Source organism: Amycolatopsis sp. NPDC102389, assembly GCF_044765885.1.
GTDB lineage: Bacteria > Actinomycetota > Actinomycetes > Mycobacteriales > Pseudonocardiaceae > Amycolatopsis.
Genome location: NZ_JBIWKX010000004.1, coordinates 201907 through 218571 on the forward strand (window position 1 = coordinate 201907; position 16665 = coordinate 218571).

Here is a 16665-nt window from a genome sequence, read left to right on the forward strand (position 1 = left end):
GAGTATCGGCCGTTGCGCGCGTAGCGTCGGTAGCGTTGTAATCATGTAATCGCGGAGGCGAGCATGCACACCTACTTCAGGACGGCGAGGCACATGGGACGCGGAGGCTGGAAAGGCCGGGGCGGCTGGCAGCAGGCGGACATCCCGTCGGCGGACGACGCGGCCGCGTGGTTCGGCGGCAGGCTCCCGGAGGGCTGGTTCACCGGCGATCCCGAGGTCACGGTGGATCGCGAAGAGATCGTCATCGTCGGCGAGCTCCAGCCGCTGACCGGCGAGTACGCCGACGACGCCGCCCGTGCGGCGGCCGAGGACGGCCGGATCAGCCGGTTCCGCGAGGAGACCCGCGACGAACGGATCGAGATCGCGCGCCAGGCCGAGCACCGGTATCAGCGCAAGGTCGCCTGGGGCGCGAGCCTCGGCGGCACACGGCACCTGTTCACCACGCATTCCGCGCCGGTCATGACCAGGCTGCGTCAGCCGGAACGCCTGGTCCTCGACACCCTCGTCGACGCCGGTGTCGCGCGGTCGCGGTCGGAGGCGCTCGCGTGGGCGGTCCGGCTGGTCGGGGAACACGCGGACGCCTGGCTCGCCGAACTGCGGGAGGCGATGACCAAGGTCGACGATCTCCGCTCACAGGGACCGGACCTTTCCTGAGGCCGGGGTCCGCCCGTAGAGTCGGGATTCCGCCGTCTTCACCGAAGTCCTCTTGCGAAAGAAGGCGTCATGGACGGCGGATTCTCCCGGCGTTGGCTGATCAAGGGCGGTCTCGTGGTGGCCGCGAGCCCACTGCTCGCGCCCACCGCCCCGGCACTTCCCTGGCCCGAGGCCGAAGACATCGTCGCGCGGACGAAACGTCCGGTGTTCCCGGACCGGACGTTCTCCATGCTCGATTTCGGCGCCAAGGGTGACGGGAAGACCGACGACACCGCCGCCATCAGGAGGGCGATCGACACGGCCAGCGCGCGCGGCGGCGGACACGTCGTCGTGCCGAAAGGCACCTTCGTCACCGGTGCGGTGTACCTCAAGAGCAACGTCGACCTGCATCTCGTTGCGGGCGCGGTGCTCGCTTTCGGTTCCGACGCCTCGAAGTTCCCGAACGTGCTCACCCGCTACGAGGGCATCGAGTGCGTGAACCGGTCGCCGATGATCTACGCCTACAAGGAATCCAACATCGCCGTGACCGGGAAGGGCACCCTCGACGCGGCGGGCACGGCGTCCTGGAACAAGGGCAAGGACCGCGAATACCTGGAATCGCTGGTGGCCAAGGGAATCCCGGCGGAGAAGCGGATCATTCCCGGTTCCGGGCACGCCATGCGCTCCACGTTCGTCGAGCCGTACTCGTGCGACACCGTGCTCATCGAAGGGATCACGCTGAAGAACCCGATGTTCTGGCAGCTGCACCCCACGCTCTGCCGGAACGTCACGATCGACGGAGTCCGCACGGACGCGAGCACCGCGCACTCCAACACCGACGCCTGCGATCCCGAGTCCTGCGACCACGTCGTGATCGTGAACTCCCGCCTCGGCGCGCACGACGACAACATCGCGCTCAAAGCGGGCAGGGACGCCGACGGGCGCAGGATCGGCGTGCCGTGCCAGAACATCGTGGTCGCGAACTGCGTGATGGACGGGAACTGGGGCGCGATCACCTGCGGCAGCGAACAGACCGGCGGCATCCGGAACGTCTACGCGCACAAGCTCACCGTCACCGGTGAGACGAAGTACGGGCTGTACGTCAAGTCGAACACCTTGCGCGGCGGGTTCACCGAGAACGTCAACCTGCACGGCGTCTCCGGCACGTTCGCGCGCTCGGTCGTGTACGTCCTGCCGGACTACAACGGACAGACCGGCGCGTACGTCCCCCGGTTCGGGCCCTTCACCGTCAGCGATTCGGTGAGCACGGAATGCGGGCAGGCGGCGTTCGACGTCCGTGGGTTGCCCGGCTCACACGTTCGGGGGCTGCGGGTGAGCGATTGCCGCTTCGATGGCGTCGCGAACACGGAGAACACCCTGAAACACGTCGACGACCTGCGGTTCGAGAACACGACGATCAACGGGGACCCGGTCTGATTCGTCCTGCGCTTCCCGATGCGGTGCGGCAGGCTTGGCGAAGTGGACACACCAGGACTTCCCGCGAAGATCGACCCGGACGCGCTGACCACCGTCCTCGATGGACGGTGGTCAGAACTCCGCCGCGCGGTGCGCGCGCAGATGGCCGCGGAGGACTTCAAGGACCCGGTCGACATCGACACCGAAGCGCATCGCGCCCAGGTGCTCGAATGGCTGCGCCTGCTCGCCCGCACCGACCGGCCGGGGCTCGGCTTCGACCCGGCGTACGGCGGCGGTGGCGACGTCGGCGGCGCGCTGACGTCGTTCGAGATGCTGGGCTTCGGCGACCTCTCGCTGATGGTGAAGGCCGGTGTCCAATGGGGCCTGTTCGGTGGCGCGGTGCAGCTGCTCGGCACCGAGCGCCACCACGAGCGCCACCTGCGCGCGATCAAGGACCTGGAGCTGCTGGGCTGTTTCGCGATGACCGAGCACGGCCACGGTTCGGACGTCCAGCATCTGCGCACCACCGCGACCTACGACCCGGCGGCGCGCGAATTCGTCGTGCACACGCCGGACCGGGACGCGATGAAGGAGTACATCGGCAACGCCGCCCGCGACGGCGAACTGGCGGTGGTATTCGCGCAGCTGATCACCGGTGGCGAGTCACGCGGCGTGCACGCGTTCCTGGTACCGATCCGCGGCGAGGACGTGCGCGGCGTCGACATCGAGGACTGCGGCCGCAAGGCGGGCCTCAACGGCGTCGACAACGGGCGGCTCACGTTCGACCAGGTGCGGATCCCGCGCGAGGCGCTGCTCAACCGGTTCGGTGACGTCGCCGAGGACGGGACGTACACGAGCCCGATCGAAAGCGACGGCCGCCGGTTCTTCACGATGCTCGGCACGCTCATCCGCGGCCGGGTCAGCGTCGCCGGCAGTGCCGGCAGCGCGACGAAGCGCGCGCTGGCGCTGGCCGTCCGCTACGGCGAGCGGCGGCGGCAGTTCGCGCGGCCGGACGGCGAGGAGGTCGTCATCCTCGACTACCGCGCCCACCAGCGGAAACTGCTGCCCGCGCTGGCGACGTCGTACGCGTTGCACTTCGCACAGGAAGGGCTCGTCGCGAAGCTGAACGACCTCGCCGAGGACGCGCCGGAAGAAGAGCAGCGAGAGCTGGAATCGCGCGCCGCCGGGATCAAGGCCGTCTCGACCTGGCACGCGACGGCGACCATCCAGGCGGCCCGAGAGGCCTGTGGCGGCTCCGGATATCTCTCGGAGAACCTGCTCGCCGGGCTGAAGGCCGACACGGACGTCTTCACCACCTTCGAGGGTGACAACACCGTGCTGCTGCAGCTGGTCGCGAAGGGCTTGCTGACCAGCTACAAGGACCACTTCGAGGATCTCAGCCCGCTCGCGACCGCGCGGTTCGTGGCGGAGCAGCTCGTCGAGGCCGTGATCGAACGGACGTCCGCGCGCAAGGTCGTCGAACGGCTCACCGAAGCCGACGACGGCGACGTGCTCTACTCGCGCGAATGGCACCTGAAGCTGTTCGAAGACCGCGAAGAGCACGTACTCGGCGGCGTCGCGCAGCGCCTGCGTAAGGCGGGCTCAGACCCCTTCGGTGTCTTCAACGACGCGCAGGACCACGTGCTGCGTGCCGGACGCGCACACGTCGACCGGGTGGTGCTGGAGGCGTTCGTCGACGCCATCGAGCGTTGCGCCGACGCGGAGGCCCGCGAACTGCTGGAGCGGGTCTGCGATCTCTACGCCCTCGCGAACATCGAGGCGGACCGTGGCTGGTTCATGGAACACGGACGCCTGACCTCCGGGCGTTCGAAGGCCGTCACCGCCGCGGTGAACGCGCTGTGCGCCGACCTGCGCCCGCACGCGCGGACCCTCGTCGACGCCTTCGCTATCCCCGAGCGGTACCTAGCGGCTCCGATGCTGCGGGACTGATCTCGGCACGCTGCTCGGCGAGCTCGGCCCGCAACGCCTTGACCTCGCGGGTCAGCTCGTCGAGATGCTCGCGGGTCACGGCCTGCGCGCTCTCGTCGGCCTCGGTCACCCGGCGGATCAGCCACGACGCGAGCGTCGCGGTGACCACACCGAGCAGGGCGATCCCGGCCACCATGAGCCCGACGGCGACGACCCGGCCGGTGCCGCTGACGGGATAGCGGTCGCCGTAGCCGACCGTGGTGATCGTCGTGATCGACCACCACACCGCGTCCGGGAAGTCGGTGATCGGCGCGTCGGGCTGGGTGCGTTCGGCGTCGAGCACGGCGAGCGCCGAACAGAACACGATGAGCGCCGTCGCACCGACCGTGTAGACCACGACGCGGCCGCGCAGCGACAGGCCGGCGTTGCGGTTGAGGACGTTGAGCACCGTGACCAGCCGGAGCAGCCGAAGCTGGCGGATCAGCGGGAGCACGATGATCAGCAGGTCGAAGAGGTTGTCCTTCAGGAAGGCCCGTTTGTCCTCGGCGTGCTTGAGGCGGACGCCGTAGTCCAGGGCGAAGACCGCCCACGCGACCCACGTGACGACCTCGCACCAGACGCGCCCGGTGTGCCCGAGCGAGGGCTGGAGGATCGGCCAGGCGTACGCGGCCAGGAACAGTACGGCGGCGGCGTTGAGCGGCCACTCCATCCGCTTTTCCCACATCGAACGTCTCCTCACCTGGCCTTTCCCAGGTGCGTACGTTAAGCGATGTCGAGGGCCGTTCCATAGAGTTTGTCGGTTTTGAGGGTGATGTAGAGCCTCCGCTCGCCTTCGGGTGTTCGCGTGACTTCGGAGAGTTCCGCTTTCCCTTCCGCGACAGCGAAACTCCAGTGGTCGGCGCTGGAGACGTAGAGAGAGGCGGTCGGGTTGTTGCGCAGCTGCTTGACCTTGAGGCGGTCTTCGGTCGTGCTGATCCGGATCTCGCGCGTCTCGGGGTCCCACGTGTAGACGACGGTGGAGAGGTGCGGGCGTCCGTCGCGTTTGAGGGTCGCGAGGGCGCCGAAGGTGTGCTCGGCGAGGAAGTCGCTGAGGGCCGCGTCGTCGAGGCGGCGGGGCGGTGCGTTCTTGGCCATGGGGCGATCATGGCTCCCCGGCCGGGGAGCCGGAAGAAGGCACTTTCTTGTGCCAGAGGGAACACGCTTGTGTCCGACCTGGTCACCTTGGTGGGGGGGGGGGGGGGGGGGGGGGGGGGGGGGGGGGCCCCAGCCCCCCCCCCCCCCCCCCCCCCCCACCCCCCACCCCCCCCCCCCCCCCCCCCCCCCCCCCCCCCCCCCCCCCCCCCCCCCCCCGCCGCCCGCCCCGCCCCCCCCCCCCCCCCCCCCCCCCCCCCCCCCCACCAACGCGCCTCAAAGCCCAGCTAGGCGTACATCGCCAACCAGATCGCGATGTAGTGCGAGACCGCCGCAAGAACCGTGCAGGCGTGGAAGTACTCGTGGTAGCCGAAGGTGTCCGGGAAGTGGTTCGGCCACTTCACCGCGTAGAACACCGCGCCCAGCGTGTAGAACAGCCCGCCGACGCAGAGCAGGACGAGCGCCGCGACGCCGGCGTGCGTGGCCAGTTCGGGCAGGACGAAGACGGCGACCCAGCCCAGCGCGATGTAGATCGGCACGCCCAGCCAGCGTGGCGCGTTCGGCCACAGCATCTTCAGGGTGACGCCGCCGATCGCGCCGCCCCACACGATCGCCAGCACGATGTACCCGGTCGGCTGGGACATGGCCAGAAGGGTGAACGGCGTGTAGGTGCCGGCGATGAACAGGAAGATCATCGAATGGTCGGCACGCTTCATCCATTCGTATGCTCGTGGGCTCCACAAGCGACGGTGGTACAGCGCGCTGACGCCGAAGACGCCGAGCACGGTCAGGCCGTAGACCGAAGTGGACAAAGCGGCGATACCTGACACAGTGGACGCCGCGAGGCTGATGAGGGCCGCTGCTCCGGCGACAGCGCCGAAGAAGGACCAGAAGTGGATGTGCCCACGCAACCGAGGACGCGTGTCCACCACGGGCGTGGGGCCGGACGGTTGGGGTTCGGTCACTACGCTCACCCACCCAGGTTACGGCACCGTAGGTTTTTCGCCAGTGTCCGTGGCGCGTCCCACTGAGGCTTGCGAGGTGACTAGTCTCCACTGGCGTGAGTCTTCGGTCCTTCTTGTCAGACGTCGTGTACAGCGCCTACGGCAGGCGCCTGATCCAGCAGGCCAAGGGGCGCCATCCACGCCACATCGCCATCATGCTGGACGGCAACCGCCGCTGGGCGCGCGAAGCGGGCTTCACGGACGTCGCCGACGGCCACCGGGCCGGCGCCAAGAAGATCGCCGACTTCCTGAGCTGGTGCAACGAGGCCGACGTCGAGGTCGTCACCATGTGGCTGCTTTCGACGGACAACCTCGGGCGCGCGGCCGAGGAGCTCAGCCCGCTGCTGAAGATCATCACCGACGTCACCGACGAGCTCGCCGCGCCGCACACGCCCTGGCGGCTCCGCATCGTGGGAGCTCTCGACCTGCTGCCTCCCGAGGTCGCGAAGGCCCTCAGCGCGGCCGCGGAGCGCACCGAGGGGCGCTCCGGGATGGAGGTCAACGTCGCGGTCGGTTACGGAGGGCGTCAGGAGATCGCCGACGCCGTCCGCAAACTCCTGCTCCAGCACGCCGACGAGGGCACCTCGATCCGCGAGCTCGCGAAGATCCTGGACGTCGACCATATTTCCGAACACATGTACACCTCGGGCCAGCCGGATCCGGATCTGATTATCCGCACCTCGGGTGAGCAGCGGCTTTCCGGATTTCTGCTCTGGCAATCGGCGCATTCGGAATTCTGGTTCACCGAAGCTTATTGGCCCGCGTTCCGCCGGGTCGATTTCCTGCGCGCGATGCGTGATTACGCGTGGCGGCATCGGCGCTTCGGTTCCTGACCTCGGACATGACGAAGGCCCCGGAGTGCACTTCCGGGGCCTTCGGCAACCACACCTGAGATCAGTGGCCGTGGTGCTCCATCGAGTGGGCGATCAGCGCCGGGGTGAGCGCGATGCCCGTGTAGGCACCGGCGACCAGCGAAGCGGCGCCGTAGCCCAGCGCGCCGCCACCCTCGATGAAGGTGTTGTAGGCGTCGCCGAACGTGGGGTCCGGGGTGCCCGAGGTGTCACCGGTGGCGGCGAACGCGGTCCCGCCGACCATCATGATGCCCGCGGCGACGGCGGAAACGAAACCAGCCTTCTTCAGCACTTCGCACTCCTTGGTAGAGATGTTCAGGGATCGGGGGCACCGAATCCGGTGGGGGTGTCCCGCAGTGAGAAAATTACTCGCTATTCAGGATTTGTGACCGTCTCGTAAGCCCATTGTGTGAGGCGAAAAAGGTGCGTTTCACTCGGTCCGGTTCTCTGTCTCGGCCACAAAATGCGGTCTGCCACCACGCGTGGTAGAACCCTCGATCCCATCAGGTGAACGCCCTCTGTCGCGTTAATCCATCCGGGTCGCATCGACGAGCGTCCCTGAATGGAGATCATCACTACACACTGTGACGGTGACCAGGTGTTGATGTCACGCGACCGACAGTGAGATGACGGTTTGGCGAATCACCGTGGTGGCTGCCTGCGCGATCGGCCGGACGCAGGTACCTTCCGGAAGTGAGGGTTCGCGTCCCATGCGGACTCTCACGGGAGGCCCTGGTCGTGGCGGTAGTCGACAGGGCGGCACAGCCGCCCAGTGGATGCACGAGGGGGCCGGCACCCGGCCCTCGTGGCCGTGCCGACTGACGCGGTGAGCGTCAGAAGGAGCGGTTAGCCAGGGAAGTGCCCGGCCCAGCGAGTGCGGGCGTGGTGCCACGCCCACGAGGGAGATGCCGTCGTGACTGCGCAGCGTTCACCCCGCAAGGCCTCTGGCCGTTCTTCGACCGGTGCCTCTGGCCCGGAGAAAGCCTCGATCTCGCCCGAATCCCAGCGGTCCACTTACGTGCTCGACACGTCGGTCCTGCTCTCTGATCCCTGGTCGGTGACCCGTTTCGCCGAACACGCGGTCGTGCTCCCGCTGGTCGTCATCAGTGAACTGGAGGCGAAACGTCACCATCCCGAACTGGGGTGGTTCGCGCGCGAAGCGCTCCGCATGCTCGACGACCTGCGTCGTCAGCACGGCAGGCTCGACGCACCGATCCCGATCGGTGACCATGGCGGCACCCTGCAGGTGGAGTTGAACCACTCCGATCCCACGGTGCTCCCGGTCGGCTTCCGCACCGACTCCAACGACCACCGCATCCTCGCCTGCGCGCTCAATCTGGCGGCGGAACGCGCGTCGGTCACGCTGGTGACCAAGGACATCCCCCTGCGCGTCAAAGCGGGCGCCGTCGGCCTCGAAGCCGACGAGTACCGCGCGCAGGAGGTGACGCCCTCGGGCTGGACGGGGATGGCGGACGTGGACGTCCCGCAGACCCTCATCGACGCGCTGTTCAGCGGCTCTTCGGTGGATCCGGCGGAGTTCGGGATGCCCGAGGTCGGTGAGCTGCCCTGCCACACCGGGTTGAGGCTGCTCGCGGGCAGTTCGAGCGCGCTCGGCCGGGTCACCGCGGACAAGCGGATCCGGCTCGTGCGGGGCGACAAGGAGGCGTTCGGTCTGCACGGCCGGTCGGCCGAGCAGCGGGTGGCGCTGGATCTCCTGCTGGACTCCGACGTCGGCATCGTCTCGCTGGGCGGACGAGCCGGGACGGGTAAGTCGGCGCTCGCGCTCTGCGCGGGGCTGGAATCGGTGATGGAACGCCGCCAGCACCGCAAGGTCGTCGTGTTCCGGCCGGTGTACGCGGTCGGCGGCCAGGATCTGGGCTACCTGCCCGGTTCCGAGAGCGAGAAGATGCAGCCATGGGCGCAGGCGGTGTTCGACACCCTCGGCGGGCTGGTCAGCCAGGACGTCCTCGACGAGGTCTTCGACCGCGGCATGCTCGAGGTGCTCCCGCTGACCCATATCCGCGGGCGGTCGCTGCACGACACGTTCGTCATCGTCGACGAGGCGCAGTCCCTGGAGCGCAACGTGCTCCTGACCGTGCTTTCGCGGCTGGGCACGGCCTCGCGGGTCGTGCTCACGCATGACGTCGCGCAGCGCGACAACCTGCGGGTCGGGCGGCACGACGGCGTTTCGGCGGTGATCGAGAAACTCAAGGGTCACCCGCTGTTCGCGCATGTCACGCTGACCCGGTCCGAGCGGTCGCCGATCGCGGCGCTCGTCACCGAGATGCTGGAGGACCACGGCTAGTCACCTGCCATGAACGGGCCGTTCCTTGCGAATTTCGCAAGGAACGCCCCGTTCGTAGCGGCTAGCTGACCGGTTTCGCCCAGGGGAGTGGCCGTCCGTCCACGTCGTCGGTGAGTTCGACGCCGAGCATGGCCGAAAGGGTCGAGCCCAGATCGACGACGTCCAGGTCCGGCAGCTTCGCGCCCGGCTCGAAACCGGGACCACTGGCGAGAAGAAGCCCGTCCGGGCGGTGGTCCCCGGTGCGCCAGTGCTCGTCCGGGCCGTAGACGACGCCGGTCTTGGGCGACCAGACCGTCTCGATCGGCCCGGTGCGGGCCCAGTCGATCAGCAGATCCGGCAGCGTGTCGTCGGCCTCGCGGTCGTAGTGGTCGCTCGTGCGGGAAACCTCACGTACCACCGGTTTCCCCGACGCGACGTTCACCAGCGAGAGCAGGTCTTCGGTCAGCTGCTCGCATACGGCCTCGTACTCGGCGCCGGGCTGGACGACGCCGTTCGGTTCGCGACCCGCCAGGTTGATCCGCACCCCGCCGAAGACGAAGTTGTTGGGAGACAGATAGAACCGCTGCTTCGACCGCTGTTCGGCGGTGGCCCAGTTCGGCACGGCCGGTAGCGGAGCCGCCGCCAGCCGCTTGCGCAGCAAGGGCATCGCGGCCGACGCGAGCTTTGTCCTCAATGGACTGGGGAGCGCGGAGTAGGCGCGCTTGACCGCCGTCATCGCGCCGCCGCCCCGCATTCCTTCGGTCTCCACGGTGTCGAGGAGCCGTAGGATCTCGTGCAGCAGATGGCTTCCTTCGTATCGCGATCCCATGCCGTGGCTCAGCAGCACGAAGACCGTGGTGTCCGGTCCGGCGAGCGCGAGATGCTCGCCGATCGCCTCGTCGAGGCCGCGGTAGACCGAGCGGATCGGGTCCAGTTCGGCGGCGAGCGTGACGTCGTGGTCGCGGTGCCCAGGGTCGTGCAGATGCCACTGCTGGTGGCCGATGCTGTGGGATTCCCCGTACACCGAAAGGAAAAGATCCCAATCGCCCTCGGCGAGCAGCTTGGTCGACACCTGGGTCTTCTGCCCGATCCCGGCGACGAGCCCGTGGGTCAGCGCGCGTTCCTCGTCGGGTGTCCGATGTGGACCTTCGCGGTGGAGGTAGTCGTCCGGTGCCCAGTCGCGGACCAGATCGGGTTCGGCGGTGAGGATGGGAGTGAGCCCGAAGTCGGCCTCGATCTCCTTCGCCAGCTCCGGCGGTGAAGTGTGGAAGCCGAAATGCCGGTCGTGGCAGGCGTATTCGCTTACCATGACCCCGTTGAGCGGTTTGTCCGCACGGGAATGCGGGACGTCGAGCACGGCGACCCGTTTGCCGGCGTCGGAAAGTGTCTCCCAGAACGGCGTTCCCCGGATCTCCAGCGGGCTGGTCAGCCGCCGTTCGTAGGTCTTGGTGTCGACCTCTTCCCAGCAGTGGAATCCGGTCCGCGCCGCCGTGCGCGCGGTGAAGAAGCTGCTCCACAGCGAGCCGACGAACAGGCCATAGGGATTGTGCGTGGTCGCCGAAGCGCTGGTTTCGAGCAGGCGCGCCAACGTCGGTACCTCACCCGCGGCGGCGAGATCGCGGATCGTGGCGGGATCGCACGCGTCGAGTGCGACCACGAGGATCTTGGCGGGCTCGGTCATACTCGGTGCTCCGGTCCTGAATGCTTGCGGCGGATGGCCGCGAAGTCGTCGTCGTAGGTCGGCCCGTGGGAAAGCCGGTCCCCGGAAGTCGTCGTGTAGAAGCAGGAGATCGCCGGGACGACCAGGGGCGCGCGGTCCGCGGTCAGCGCGAGGAGTAGGTCCCAATCGCCCATCTCGACCAGCGATTCGTCGAATCGGGCTTCGGGAAGTCCTGCCCGGTGCGCGACGGCGCCGATGTCGGCGAGGTTCTCCTGTAACAGGGTTTCCCGGTCGTAGCGCCGGAGGAACAATGTCGGCAGCCCGCCGATGTCGTCGATGACGAAACCGCCGTAGGCCGCCGTGATCTCCGGATGCCCGCCGAACGCCCAGCCCAAGGCCTTGAGCCACAAGGGATGCATCGTGTTGTCGTCGTCGAGGTAGGCGACCACGTCGCCGGTGACCTCGGCCAGCCCGGCGTTGCGGGCGGCACAGACGCCGCCGTGCTCGACCCGGATCGAACGGATCCGCGGGTCTTCGAAGCCGGCGATCACCTTCGGCGTGGAATCCGAACTGGCGTCGTCGACGATCACCAGTTCCCAGTTCTCGTAACGCTGCGCCAGCACCGAAGCGACGGCGCGCGGCAGCAGCGTGGCCCGGTCGTGCGTGGGCAGGACGATCGAGATCTTCGGTGCGGCAAGGAGTTCGTGCTGATCGAGCCAGTGCGTGAAGGTGCGGACGTCACGCGCGGCTTCGAGATCTTCGGTCCGGAGATGCAGGCCTTCGAACGCGGTGTCGTGGCCGCCGAGCCAGCCGTCGAGCGCTTCCTGTCGCGCGTCGAGCGCGGCCTGCCTCGCCTCGACGGTGGTGGTGCGCGCGTCGCCGTCGCGCAAGGCCCGGCCGTGGTCCTCGAGCCAGGCGGTGTGCTGGTCCAGCGCCGCGCGCAACCGCTTGATCTCCGCGGCCTGTTCCGCGACAGCGGACCGCAGTGCGGCGATTTCCCCGTTTTCCGTGTGGCGGCGGTCGTCCATCGCCGCCGCCACCATCTGTCTCAGGCGTCTCACCCGGTGCACCTTAGTGCTTCGGGCGCCGCGGATCACCAGCCTGACGGCAACGGACGTCCTTCCGCGAAGCCGGCGGCGGACTGGATCCCGAGCAGCGCGCGCTCGTGGAACTCCTCCAGTGTCCGGGCGCCCGCGTACGTGCAGGCCGAACGGACACCGGAGCCGATGGAGTCGAGCAGGTCCTCGACGCCGGGGCGAGCCGGGTCCAAGGCCATCCGCGACGCGGAGATGCCCTCTTCGAACAGGCCCTTCTTGGCGCGCTCGAAGACGTTGTCCGTACGCGTGCGGGCGCCGACGGCACGTTTCGACGCCATGCCGAACGATTCCTTGTACGGCTTGCCCTGCTCGTCGTAGCGCAGGTCGCCGGGGGATTCGTGGGTGCCCGCGAACCACGAGCCGACCATCGCGGCGGACGCGCCCGCGGCCAGCGCGAGCGCGACGTCGCGCGGATGCCGCACGCCACCGTCGGCCCAGACGTGTTTGCCCAGTTCCCGTGCCGCGGCGGCGCATTCGGCGACGGCGGAGAACTGCGGGCGCCCGACACCGGTCATCATCCGGGTCGTGCACATGGCGCCGGGACCGACGCCGACCTTGACGACGTCCGCTCCCGCGTGGATCAGGTCGCGCGTGCCCTCCGCGGTGACCACGTTCCCGGCGACCACCGGCACCCGAGGGTTCACCGACCGGACGGCCTTGAGTGCGGAGATCATCTTCTCCTGGTGGCCGTGTGCGGTGTCGACCACGAGCACGTCGACGCCCGCCGCGAGGACGGCCTCGGCCTTCGCCGCGACATCGCCGTTCACGCCGATCGCGGCGGCGACGCGCAGGCTTCCACTGTCGTCGACGGCCGGGGTGTAGATCTCCGCGCGCAGCGCCGCGATCTCGGTCAGGACGCCCGCGAGACGGCCGTTCTCGTCGATGCCGAGCGCGAGACGGCCACCGTGGTCGTGCAGACGCTCGAACACCTCACGCGGCGGAGTGTTCAGGGGCACCGTGACGACCGCGGGCTCCGCGACGTCGGCGAGCCGCGCGAAGCGGTCTACGCCGGCGCAGGCCGCTTCGTCCACGACGCCGACGGGCTTGCCGTCCTCGTCCACCACGACGACGGCGCCGTGGGCGCGTTTGCCGACCAGGTTCAGCGCGTCGGCCACCGCGTCGCCGCCGGTCAGCACGAGCGGGGTGTCCCACACGGTGTGACGGCTCTTGACCCAGGAGACGATGTCGGCGACCGCGGCCGTGTCGACATCCTGGGGCAGGACGACGAGCCCGCCGCGTCGGGCGACCGTCTCGGCCATCCGGCGGCCGGCGACGGCCGTCATGTTGGCGACCACGATCGGGATCGTCGCGCCGGTGCCGTCCACAGTGGACAGGTCGACGTCGAAGCGGGACTCCACGTCCGACCGGTTCGGCAGGAGGAACACGTCGTCGTAGGTCAGGTCGTGAGCGGGCCGGTGCCCGTCGAGAAAGCGCACGAGGCCCCAGGATACCCGCGTGGGACAATGCCGGCATGACCGACCGGGACCGTGACGAAGCCGGACGAGCCCGTAACGCGCGCCCGCGGGACGGCCTCGGCAGGCCGCTCCCGTACGGCGCCGACGGTGTCGAACGGCAGCCCGAGGGCATCGAACGGAGCCCTGAGGACACCGTCTCCGAGGCCCAGCGCCTGCTCGACGCGGGCCGCCCGTTTCACGCGCACGAGGTGTTCGAGGACGCGTGGAAATCCACCGACGGGCCGGAGCGGGAGCTGTGGCGTGGTCTCGCGCAGCTCGCGGTGGGCCTGACCCACGTGGCCAGGGGGAACGGCAACGGCGCGGCGTCGCTGCTGGAGCGCGGCGCGGAGAACATCGAGCCGTTCCGCGAGGCCCGGCCGCACGGGATCGACATCCCGGGGTTGCAGGCGTGGGCGCGAGAGATGGCCGAAGAGGTGAAGGTGCGGGCTCGAGTGGAGCCGGTCGCGCCGCGCCTACTGGGCCAGTAACGCCGAGCCCGAGCGGTACAGCTCGATCAGCAGCGGCCGCAGGGCCAGTCCCGCCGGGGTGAGCCGGTAGCTGGTCCGGGTGGGGAAGCCCGGCAGTTCCTCGCGGACGGCGAGGCGTCGCGCGGTCAGGTCGCCGAGGCGTTCTGTCAGCACCTTCGCGGACACGTCGGGCAACGCCGCGCGTAGGTCGCTGAAGGACCGGGCGCCGCCCATCAGTTCTCGCAGCACCAACGTCGTCCAGCGGCCCGAGATCGCGGCGAGCGCGACCTCGACGGGGCACTCCGGCTCCGGCCGCCGGGTGCGGCCGCGGGTGTCCGGGACGAGTTCGCCGTCGAAGGTTTCCGTTTGGTGACCTGCTTCGCGGTCGGTTTCGCTGTCCGCATGACGCATTCGTCCAGTGTGCCTTTGACCACCGACCCCGCCGAACATCCCTTCGTCTTCCAGGCCGCCTTCAACACCGGATCCGCCGAAATCCTCGACACGGTCTACGAGCCGGACGCCGTGTTCGTCCGCCGGGACGGCGTGCGGGTGAGCGGCGCGGAACGCCGGGCCGCGAACGGCGGGATTCTCGCGCTCGGGCGGCCGATCGAGGTGACGCCGCGCCAGGTGCGCGTGGCCGGTGACCTGGCCCTGCTGATCGTCGACTGGAGCATCGAAGGGCACTTGGCGGCGACGGCGACAGACGTCGCGAGGCGCGGCGAGGACGGGCTCTGGCGCTACGTGATCGACAACCCCTTCGGCATCGCCGCACCTTGAGTACTCGACATACCGCGAGTATGTTACTTCGAGTAGGAATACTGCCCAGTAGGTAACGGCGTGAGGAAACGCGGATGAGCGAGCCCGAGGAACTGCTGGCCGAGCCGCTGAAGCTGCGGTGCGGCGCGATCCTGCCGAACCGGCTGGCCAAGGCCGCGCTGAGCGAGCAGCTGGGCGACCGCCGCAACCGGCCGACCGCCGAACTGGCCGAGCTGTACCGGACGTGGTCGCGCGGCGGCGCCGGGACGCTGATCACCGGCAACGTCATGGTCGATCCCACCGCGCTCGGCGAACCGCGCAACGTCGCGGTGCCCCGCGAACCGGACGCGACCGAGTTCAAGCCGTGGGCACGGTCGGCGGACGGGACCGAGACGCGGTTGTGGGTCCAGCTCAACCATCCCGGCAGGCAGAGCCCGCGCTTCCTCTCCCGGCAGCCGGTCGCGCCGTCGGCGGTGCCGTTCGGCGACCGCGGCATCCGCTCCGTGTTCGCGACGCCGCGCGCGCTGACCGCCGACGAGATCGAGGCGATCATCGACCGGTTCGGCGTGGCCGCGCGGACCGTCGTCGACGCCGGGTTCGCCGGTGCCCAGATCCACGGCGCGCACGGCTACCTCGTGTCGCAGTTCCTTTCCCCGCTGACCAACCAGCGCACCGACGGCTGGGGCGGCGACGCGCTCCGACGGCGTCGGTTCCTGCTCGAAGTCGTCGCCCGGGTACGCGCCGAGGTCGGCGACGCCGTGCCGATCGCGGTCAAGCTCAACAGCGCGGACTTCCAGCGCGGAGGTTTCAGCGAGGAGGACTCGCTCGAAGTCGTCCGCGAATTGGGGGAAGCGGGCATCGACCTGCTGGAAGTCTCCGGCGGCACCTACGAGAAGGCCGCCATGATGGGCTCGGCCAAGGCGAGCACTGCCAGTCGTGAGGCGTACTTCCTCGACTACGCCGCGAAGGCGCGACAGGTCACCGACGTTGCTCTGATGGTCACCGGCGGCTTCACGAGCCCGGAGGGCATGGCGGACGCGCTGCGTTCCGGGGCCCTGGACGTCATCGGCCTCGGCAGGCCGCTGATCGTCGACCCTGCGCTGCCCGCACGGCTGCTCGGCGGCGAGGACGTCCGCGCCCGGCGCACCGCGCCGAAGACCGGGATCCGGCTGGCCGACAGCCTGCTCGAGATCCAGTGGCACACCCAGCAGATGCACCGGGTGGCCGCCGGGAAACCGGTGGACCGGCGGCTCGGCGCGGTGCGGACGCTAGTACGTGCCGGCGTCGCGGATCCGCTCAACGCTTTCCGGCGGGTCCGGGGCTAAGTAGTCGTCCACGTCGTCCTTGCGGCTGAAGGTGCGGTCGAAACCGACCGCGGCCGCCGCGAGGCCGATGAACAGCACGCCGATCAGGACACAGTTGAACGCGACACCGCCGTAGCCGTTGATGCCCGGGTCGACGAACGGGTACGGGTAGAACCCGATCATCGCGCCGCGCGCCAGCGTGACCGCGAGCCAGGCCAGCGGGTACAGCAGCGACCACCACAGGATCCGCCACGACAGCTGGCCGCGCGGCCCGAACAGCAGCCAGCCCGCGACGCACATCAACGGCGACACCTTGTGCAGCATCGTGTCGGCGAACACCGCCCAGCCGTGCAGTTCGTAGAGGTCGGCGAGCGCGACCTGGAAGACGACGCCGGTCACCGTGATGCCGACGAGCCCGGTGAGCCGCAGTACGCCGAACAAGGTCGACCGGCCCGCGACGCCGAGCGCGAGCAGCAGGCTGCCGGCGCCGACCAGGATGTTCGAGTCGATGGTGAAGAACGCGAGCAGGTTGGCCACGCGTCCGGCCGGGGTGTGGAAGGTGCCGCCGGTGGTGCCCGCGGAGACCGGGATCTGCGCGGCGAGCCCGGCGATCACCACCAGCGCCGTCGCGCCGAACCAGGCACGCGCGATCTTGGAAGCCTGCATTCCCCCTACTTTA

At 69.2% G+C, this 16665-nt stretch carries 17 protein-coding genes; 8 read left to right on the plus strand and 9 right to left on the minus strand.

All coding sequences use genetic code 11. The features are described from left to right. The first annotated feature begins 93 nt into the window (after positions 1–93). The 3 genes from ACIRGA_RS06510 (at position 94) to ACIRGA_RS06520 (ending at position 3999) form a co-directional block, all read left to right on the plus strand. On the plus strand, positions 94–654 hold the full coding sequence (locus ACIRGA_RS06510) for a hypothetical protein (protein ID WP_192744116.1): 561 nt from the start codon (positions 94–96) through the stop codon (positions 652–654). A gap of 69 nt (positions 655–723) precedes the next feature. Beyond that, entirely contained in the window at positions 724–2070 is a 1347-nt protein-coding gene (locus tag ACIRGA_RS06515; protein WP_400937288.1) for a glycoside hydrolase family 28 protein, read from the plus strand. A 42-nt stretch (positions 2071–2112) separates the two neighbouring features. Then, on the plus strand, positions 2113–3999 hold the full coding sequence (locus tag ACIRGA_RS06520; protein WP_400937290.1) for an acyl-CoA dehydrogenase: 1887 nt from the start codon (positions 2113–2115) through the stop codon (positions 3997–3999). Here ACIRGA_RS06520 and ACIRGA_RS06525 read toward each other — a convergent pair. The 3 genes from ACIRGA_RS06525 to ACIRGA_RS06535 all read right to left on the minus strand — a co-directional run bounded on the left by ACIRGA_RS06525 (position 3956) and on the right by ACIRGA_RS06535 (position 6038). After that, the gene (locus ACIRGA_RS06525) at positions 3956–4702 is read right to left on the minus strand and encodes a potassium channel family protein (RefSeq protein ID WP_400937293.1); all 747 of its coding nucleotides are present in this window, start codon (positions 4700–4702) and stop codon (positions 3956–3958) included. The two genes, ACIRGA_RS06520 and ACIRGA_RS06525, sit on opposite strands and share 44 nt — an antisense overlap. A gap of 38 nt (positions 4703–4740) precedes the next feature. Further along, positions 4741–5112, minus strand: coding sequence for a pyridoxamine 5'-phosphate oxidase family protein (locus ACIRGA_RS06530; RefSeq protein WP_400937295.1), 372 nt, complete (start codon positions 5110–5112; stop codon positions 4741–4743). 284 nt (positions 5113–5396) lie between these two features. After that, entirely contained in the window at positions 5397–6038 is a 642-nt protein-coding gene (locus tag ACIRGA_RS06535; RefSeq protein ID WP_191255633.1) for a hemolysin III family protein, read from the minus strand. A 131-nt stretch (positions 6039–6169) separates the two neighbouring features. Here ACIRGA_RS06535 and ACIRGA_RS06540 point away from each other — a divergent pair, with 131 nt between their 5' ends. Further along, positions 6170–6946: an isoprenyl transferase gene (locus ACIRGA_RS06540; protein WP_037306485.1), complete on the plus strand. Its 777-nt coding sequence runs from the start codon at positions 6170–6172 to the stop codon at positions 6944–6946. A 61-nt stretch (positions 6947–7007) separates the two neighbouring features. Here ACIRGA_RS06540 and ACIRGA_RS06545 read toward each other — a convergent pair whose 3' ends face one another. Next, the gene (locus ACIRGA_RS06545) at positions 7008–7256 is read right to left on the minus strand and encodes a hypothetical protein (RefSeq protein ID WP_400937297.1); all 249 of its coding nucleotides are present in this window, start codon (positions 7254–7256) and stop codon (positions 7008–7010) included. A 726-nt stretch (positions 7257–7982) separates the two neighbouring features. Here ACIRGA_RS06545 and ACIRGA_RS06550 point away from each other — a divergent pair. Continuing rightward, complete coding sequence (locus tag ACIRGA_RS06550; protein ID WP_400937376.1) at positions 7983–9269, plus strand: PhoH family protein; 1287 nt, start codon at positions 7983–7985, stop codon at positions 9267–9269. 61 nt (positions 9270–9330) lie between these two features. Here the strand turns inward: ACIRGA_RS06550 and ACIRGA_RS06555 are convergent, their stop codons facing one another. The 3 genes from ACIRGA_RS06555 to ACIRGA_RS06565 are packed head-to-tail and all read right to left on the minus strand — an operon-like array spanning position 9331 to position 13441. Further along, a complete protein-coding gene (locus ACIRGA_RS06555) occupies positions 9331–10929 on the minus strand; it encodes an alkaline phosphatase family protein (RefSeq protein ID WP_400937300.1) in 1599 nt (532 codons plus the stop codon). After that, entirely contained in the window at positions 10926–11969 is a 1044-nt protein-coding gene (locus ACIRGA_RS06560; protein WP_400937302.1) for a glycosyltransferase family 2 protein, read from the minus strand. The genes ACIRGA_RS06555 and ACIRGA_RS06560 overlap by 4 nt, the downstream gene beginning before the upstream one ends. A 32-nt stretch (positions 11970–12001) precedes the next feature. After that, complete coding sequence (locus ACIRGA_RS06565; protein ID WP_400937305.1) at positions 12002–13441, minus strand: GuaB1 family IMP dehydrogenase-related protein; 1440 nt, start codon at positions 13439–13441, stop codon at positions 12002–12004. A gap of 35 nt (positions 13442–13476) precedes the next feature. Here ACIRGA_RS06565 and ACIRGA_RS06570 point away from each other — a divergent pair, with 35 nt between their 5' ends. Beyond that, on the plus strand, positions 13477–13947 hold the full coding sequence (locus ACIRGA_RS06570) for a DUF309 domain-containing protein (protein WP_400937307.1): 471 nt from the start codon (positions 13477–13479) through the stop codon (positions 13945–13947). On the opposite strand, the gene ACIRGA_RS06575 is transcribed toward ACIRGA_RS06570, so the two are convergent. Further along, positions 13933–14337, minus strand: a complete 405-nt coding sequence (locus ACIRGA_RS06575; protein WP_400937309.1) for a winged helix-turn-helix transcriptional regulator — start codon at positions 14335–14337, stop codon at positions 13933–13935. The two genes, ACIRGA_RS06570 and ACIRGA_RS06575, sit on opposite strands and share 15 nt — an antisense overlap. Positions 14338–14346: 9 nt before the next feature. Between ACIRGA_RS06575 and ACIRGA_RS06580 the strand changes: the two genes are divergently transcribed. Together ACIRGA_RS06580 and ACIRGA_RS06585 are read left to right on the plus strand one after the other, a co-directional pair. After that, the gene (locus tag ACIRGA_RS06580) at positions 14347–14703 is read left to right on the plus strand and encodes a YybH family protein (protein WP_400937379.1); all 357 of its coding nucleotides are present in this window, start codon (positions 14347–14349) and stop codon (positions 14701–14703) included. A 74-nt stretch (positions 14704–14777) separates the two neighbouring features. Continuing rightward, complete coding sequence (locus ACIRGA_RS06585) at positions 14778–16007, plus strand: NADH:flavin oxidoreductase/NADH oxidase family protein (RefSeq protein ID WP_400937311.1); 1230 nt, start codon at positions 14778–14780, stop codon at positions 16005–16007. Here ACIRGA_RS06585 and ACIRGA_RS06590 read toward each other — a convergent pair. Continuing rightward, entirely contained in the window at positions 15951–16652 is a 702-nt protein-coding gene (locus ACIRGA_RS06590) for a Pr6Pr family membrane protein (RefSeq protein WP_400937314.1), read from the minus strand. The two genes, ACIRGA_RS06585 and ACIRGA_RS06590, sit on opposite strands and share 57 nt — an antisense overlap. Between the last annotated feature and the right edge of the window lie 13 nt (positions 16653–16665).